The following is a 4,450-nucleotide window of genomic DNA, read 5'->3' as shown; positions in this document are numbered from 1 at the left end:
CCGCTATCGCAGGCAAGCCAGCTCCCACATTTGGATCGTCTCAAGGCTTAATTTCAGCCAAAACCCATAAAACCCGCACGCAACCCCACGTCCCACCAGAAAATTCTTTCTGGTTATATAAACATTCTTAAATAGTATTTTTAAGAATATCCGCGCTTATCTACTATCGCTCTCACGCCACCCGCAGTGCCGCCACTGCAAGGCACTTTTTATTTCAGGAGCGAGACCATGAGCGCATCTCTACGTAGCGTCGACGGCCAGGACGAAGCAGCCATTTTGCGTGAGATCCAGAGCGCATTGCGCGACCTGCGCTTTGGCGCGGTGGAAATCACCGTGCATAACGCGCAAGTGGTACAGATCGAACGCAAAGAAAAATTCCGCCTGCAAAACCCGGGTAACAAACCGAGCTGAGCAGTCACGGCGATTCGCATGCTAGACCCGCACTTATAAGAAAAAGCCAACACCCAGAATTTTCAGGAGCTTCTATGTCGTCGATTCGCCGTTACGCCCTGGCCGCCCTGGCCAGCGCCGTGTTTGCAGGTTCCGCCGTTGCCAAGGACTACGAGTTGCTCAACGTCTCGTACGACCCGACCCGTGAGCTGTACCAGGACTACAACGCTGAGTTCACCAATTTCTGGAAACAGTCCCACCCCGGCGACAATGTGAAAATCCAGCAGTCCCACGGTGGTTCGGGCAAGCAAGGCCGCGCCGTGATCGACGGCCTGCGCGCCGACGTGGTGACCCTGGCCCTGGCCGGCGACATCGACGAAATCGCCAAGTTGGGCAAGACCCTTCCGGAAAACTGGCAGACCCGCCTGCCGGACGCCAGCACCCCGTACACCTCGACCATCGTGTTCCTGGTGCGCAAGGGCAACCCTAAAGGCATCAAGGATTGGGGCGACCTGATCAAGAAAGATGTTTCCGTGATCACCCCGAACCCGAAAACCTCCGGCGGCGCCCGCTGGAACTTCCTCGCCGCCTGGGCCTACGGCCTGAAAACCGGCGGCAGCGAAGCCAAGGCCCAGGAATACGTTCAAGCGCTGTTCAAACACGTGCCTGTGCTGGACACCGGCGCTCGCGGTTCGACCATCACCTTCGTCAACAACGGTCAGGGTGACGTGTTGCTGGCCTGGGAAAACGAAGCCTTTCTGGCGCTGAAGGAAGACGGCGGCGCCGACAAGTTCGACATCGTCGTGCCGTCCCTGTCGATCCTCGCCGAGCCGCCAGTGGCCGTGGTCGACAAGAACGCCGAGAAAAAGGGCAACACCGAAATCGCCACCGAATACCTGAAACACCTGTACAGCCCGGCTGGCCAGGAGATCGCGGCGAAGAACTTCTACCGCCCACGGGATGCAAAAGTTGCCGCCAAATACGCCCAACAGTTCCCGAAACTGGACCTGGTGACTATCGACAAAGACTTCGGCGGCTGGAAAACTGCCCAACCGAAATTCTTTAACGACGGTGGTGTGTTCGACCAGATCTACACGGCGCAGTAAGCCAAAGTACCTGTAGGAGCCTCGCTTTTCTGTGGGAGCTGGCTTGTGTGGGAGCTGGCTTGCCTGCGATAGCATCACCAAGGTGTGACTGACACACCGAGGTGCCTGCATCGCGGGCAAGCCCGGCTCCCACAGAAAAGCCAGCTCCCATACAAAGCGCGCTCCTACAGTGGTTTCTACCCTTTTACCAAGGACTCTTATGTCGCGTCGTATCTCCCCCGTCATACCCGGCTTCGGGCTGACGCTGGGCTACACCGTGGTGTACCTCAGCCTGATCGTACTCATCCCCCTCGCGGCGATGTTTGTACACGCCGCTCAACTTACCTGGGATCAGTTCTGGAACATCATCTCCGCCCCGCGCGTGCTGGCTGCGTTGAAATTGAGTTTCAGCACCGCGTTGTACGCTGCGCTGATCAACGGCGTGATCGGCACACTGCTGGCCTGGGTGCTGGTGCGCTACACCTTCCCCGGCCGCAAGATCATCGATGCGATGATCGACCTGCCCTTCGCCTTGCCCACCGCCGTCGCCGGTATCGCACTGACCGCGCTGTACACGCCGAATGGTTTCGTCGGCCAGTTCGCCGCCGACCTGGGCTTCAAGATCGCCTACACCCCGCTGGGCATCACCCTGGCGCTGACCTTTGTCACGCTGCCATTCGTGGTGCGCACGGTGCAGCCGGTACTCGCCGATATCCCCCGGGAAATCGAAGAAGCCGCCGCCTGCCTGGGCGCCAAGCCGTTGCAGGTGTTCCGCTACATCCTCGTGCCGGCGCTGCTGCCCGCGTGGCTCACCGGTTTCGCCCTGGCGTTTGCCCGTGGCGTGGGTGAGTACGGTTCGGTGATCTTCATCGCCGGCAACATGCCGATGAAAACCGAGATCCTGCCGCTGCTGATCATGGTCAAGCTCGACCAATACGACTACCGCGGCGCCACCTCCATTGGCGTGCTGATGCTGGTGGTTTCCTTTGTCCTGCTGCTGCTGATCAACTTGTTGCAGCGGCGCATCGAACGTCCATAAGGAGGCGCGGAACATGTCTCAATCGTCTATTTCCGCCGCGTCCTCGGCCAACGCTGCCCGCCGTGGCAGTGCGGTGTCGCGACGTATCCTGATCAGCCTTGGCTGGCTGGTGTTCGCCTTGTTTCTGCTGTTGCCGCTGTTGATCGTGGTGACCCAGGGCCTGAAGAACGGCCTTGGTTCGTTCTTCACCGCGATCCTCGAACCCGACGCGCTGTCGGCGCTGAAACTCACGGTGATCGCCGTGGCGATTTCGGTGCCGCTCAACGTGGTGTTCGGCGTCAGCGCCGCCTGGTGCGTGAGCAAATACTCGTTCCGTGGCAAGAGCATCCTGGTCACGTTGATCGACCTGCCGTTCTCGGTGTCGCCGGTGATCGCCGGCCTGGTCTACGTGCTGATGTTCGGCGCCCAGGGCTTCTTTGGCCCGTGGTTGCAGGACCATGACATCCAGATCGTGTTCGCCTTGCCCGGCATTGTGCTGGCGACCATCTTTGTCACCGTGCCGTTCGTGGCCCGTGAACTGATCCCGCTGATGCAAGAGCAGGGCACCCAGGAAGAAGAAGCCGCGCGCCTGCTCGGTGCGAATGGCTGGCAGATGTTCTGGCACGTCACTGTGCCGAATATCAAATGGGGCCTGATCTACGGCGTGGTGCTGTGTACCGCACGGGCCATGGGGGAGTTTGGCGCGGTGTCGGTGGTGTCCGGCCACATTCGCGGCGTCACCAACACCCTGCCGCTGCACGTCGAGATTCTCTACAACGAATACAACCACGTCGCCGCGTTTGCGGTGGCCAGCCTGCTGCTGATCCTGGCGCTCTTCATCCTGCTGCTCAAGCAGTGGAGCGAGAACCGTATCAACCGCCTGCGCAACAGTGCCGGTGAGGAATAAGTCATGTCGATCGAAGTCCGTAATGTCAGCAAGAACTTCAACGCCTTCAAGGCCCTGAACAGCATCAATCTGGACATCCAGAGTGGCGAGCTGGTGGCGTTGCTTGGCCCGTCCGGCTGCGGCAAGACCACCTTGCTGCGCATCATCGCCGGCCTCGAAACCCCGGATGACGGCAGCATCGTGTTCCACGGTGAAGACGTCTCCGGCCACGACGTGCGTGATCGCAACGTCGGCTTTGTGTTCCAGCACTACGCGTTGTTCCGCCACATGACCGTGTTCGACAACGTTGCCTTCGGCCTGCGCATGAAACCGAAGAACCAGCGCCCGAGCGAAAGCCAGATCGCCAGCAAAGTCCACGAGCTGCTGAACATGGTGCAACTGGACTGGCTGTCCGACCGCTACCCGGAACAACTCTCCGGCGGCCAGCGCCAGCGGATCGCCCTGGCCCGCGCCTTGGCGGTGGAACCGAAAGTGCTGCTGCTGGATGAGCCGTTCGGCGCCCTCGACGCCAAGGTGCGTAAGGAACTGCGCCGCTGGCTGGCACGCCTGCACGAAGACATCAACCTGACCTCGGTGTTCGTGACCCACGACCAGGAAGAGGCGATGGAAGTCGCCGACCGCATCGTGGTGATGAACAAGGGCGTGATCGAGCAGATCGGCTCACCGGGTGAAGTCTACGAAAACCCGGCCAGCGATTTCGTCTATCACTTCCTCGGCGATTCGAACCGCCTGCACCTGGGCGAAGACAACCACGTGCTGTTCCGCCCCCACGAAGTGTCGTTGTCGCGCCATGAACTGGAAGACCACCACGCCGCCGAAGTGCGCGATATCCGCCCGTTGGGTGCGACCACGCGCGTGACGTTGAAAGTGGAAGGCCAGAGCGAGCTGATCGAAGCCGAAGTGGTCAAAGACCACGACAGCCTCACCGGTTTGGCCCGCGGCGAGACACTGTTCTTCAAGCCCAAGGTCTGGCAAAAAGCTTAAGAACCCACCACCAGGCCAAATGTGGAATGGGATCAAACTGTGGGAGCGGGCTTGCCCGCGATAGCG

At 60.2% G+C, this 4,450-nt stretch carries 5 protein-coding genes; all 5 read left to right on the top strand.

What is annotated here, in order from left to right:
• The first annotated feature begins 228 nt into the window (after positions 1-228).
• The 5 genes from oscA to B348_RS0110970 all read left to right on the top strand — a co-directional run bounded on the left by oscA (position 229) and on the right by B348_RS0110970 (position 4,384).
• On the top strand, positions 229-411 hold the full coding sequence (gene oscA, locus B348_RS0110990) for a sulfur starvation response protein OscA (RefSeq protein ID WP_003170956.1): 183 nt from the start codon (positions 229-231) through the stop codon (positions 409-411).
• Between the two features lie 74 nt (positions 412-485).
• Complete coding sequence (locus B348_RS0110985) at positions 486-1,496, top strand: sulfate ABC transporter substrate-binding protein (RefSeq protein WP_017736174.1); 1,011 nt, start codon at positions 486-488, stop codon at positions 1,494-1,496.
• A gap of 199 nt (positions 1,497-1,695) precedes the next feature.
• Positions 1,696-2,514: a sulfate ABC transporter permease subunit CysT gene (cysT, locus tag B348_RS0110980; protein WP_017736173.1), complete on the top strand. Its 819-nt coding sequence runs from the start codon at positions 1,696-1,698 to the stop codon at positions 2,512-2,514.
• A gap of 13 nt (positions 2,515-2,527) precedes the next feature.
• Positions 2,528-3,400 carry a sulfate ABC transporter permease subunit CysW gene (gene cysW, locus B348_RS0110975; protein ID WP_017736172.1) on the top strand — a complete coding sequence of 291 codons (873 nt, stop codon included), beginning with the start codon at positions 2,528-2,530 and terminating at the stop codon, positions 3,398-3,400.
• A 3-nt stretch (positions 3,401-3,403) separates the two neighbouring features.
• Positions 3,404-4,384, top strand: a complete 981-nt coding sequence (locus B348_RS0110970) for a sulfate/molybdate ABC transporter ATP-binding protein (protein WP_017736171.1) — start codon at positions 3,404-3,406, stop codon at positions 4,382-4,384.
• The last annotated feature ends 66 nt before the right edge of the window (positions 4,385-4,450 follow it).

Source organism: Pseudomonas sp. CBZ-4, from assembly GCF_000346755.1.
Lineage (GTDB): Bacteria > Pseudomonadota > Gammaproteobacteria > Pseudomonadales > Pseudomonadaceae > Aquipseudomonas.
This window is presented reverse-complemented; position numbering and strand designations above follow the sequence as displayed.

Excerpts from the sequence above, each read along its gene's own strand:
- cysW (WP_017736172.1), top strand. The coding sequence starts at position 2,528 with ATGTCTCAATCGTCTATTTCCGCCGCGTCCTCGGCCAACGCTGCCCGC.
- B348_RS0110985 (WP_017736174.1), top strand. The coding sequence starts at position 486 with ATGTCGTCGATTCGCCGTTACGCCCTGGCCGCCCTGGCCAGCGCCGTG.
- cysT (WP_017736173.1), top strand. The coding sequence starts at position 1,696 with ATGTCGCGTCGTATCTCCCCCGTCATACCCGGCTTCGGGCTGACGCTG.
- B348_RS0110970 (WP_017736171.1), top strand. The coding sequence starts at position 3,404 with ATGTCGATCGAAGTCCGTAATGTCAGCAAGAACTTCAACGCCTTCAAG.
- oscA (WP_003170956.1), top strand. The coding sequence starts at position 229 with ATGAGCGCATCTCTACGTAGCGTCGACGGCCAGGACGAAGCAGCCATT.